1 protein-coding gene is annotated in these 782 nt (G+C 66.0%); it reads right to left on the reverse strand.

All coding sequences use genetic code 11. The features are described from left to right. Positions 1–734 (reverse strand): ABC transporter substrate-binding protein (locus tag ADL15_RS17010; RefSeq protein ID WP_198170828.1); only part of this gene is annotated, 734 nt, incomplete at its 3' end. Positions 735–782 lie beyond the last annotated feature (48 nt).

Consider the following 782-nt stretch of genomic DNA (forward strand, 5'->3'; position numbering starts at 1 on the left):
CCGAGCAGGCCCTGGTACTTGGTGGCCCGGATCGCGTCGGCGAGTGCCTTGCCGGTGGCCACGTTGCTGGTCTTCAGGGCGGTGAGCATGATCTGCGTGCCGTCGTAGGCCTTGGCGCCGTGCAGCTCGGCCTCCTCGTTGAACTTGGCCTTGTAGGCGGCGGCGAACTTCTTCGACGCGTCGCTGACGTCGTTGCCCAGATACGGCGAGCTGACGATGGTGCCCTCGGCGTTGGCCGCGCCGGCGGTGTCCAGGAACACCGGGGTGCCCTGCGGGGCCGCGCCGGCGAAGATCGCGGTGATACCCAGGTCGCGGGCCTGCTTGACGATCAGGCCGGACTCGACCTCCTCGGCGCCCAGGAAGATCACCTTCGGGTTCTTCTGCCGGATACCGGTGAGCACCGCGGAGAAGTCCTTCTGGTCGGTGGTCACCACCTGGTCGGCGACCGGAGTGACGCTGCGGGCCTGCAGCGCCTTGAGGAACGCGTCGTGCTCACCCTTGCCGTACGAGCCGTTGTTGGTGATCATCGCGACGCTCTTGATGCCCTGCTTGTCGACGATGTGCTTGGCCAGGGTCTCGTCGTAGGTAGTGGAGGTCGGCCCGTTGAGGAACAGGAACTCACTGCCGACCGCGACCAGACCCGGCGACTGCCCGGAGGTGATGTTCGGAATCTCAGCCTGCTTCAGGATCGGCGCCATCGCGATCGTCACCGCGCTCTCCGCAGTACCGATCATCGCGAGGTAACCCTCACTGTCGATCTTGCGAGCCAGGTTCGTACCGGT

Source organism: Actinoplanes awajinensis subsp. mycoplanecinus (assembly GCF_001509495.1).
GTDB lineage: Bacteria > Actinomycetota > Actinomycetes > Mycobacteriales > Micromonosporaceae > Actinoplanes > Actinoplanes palleronii.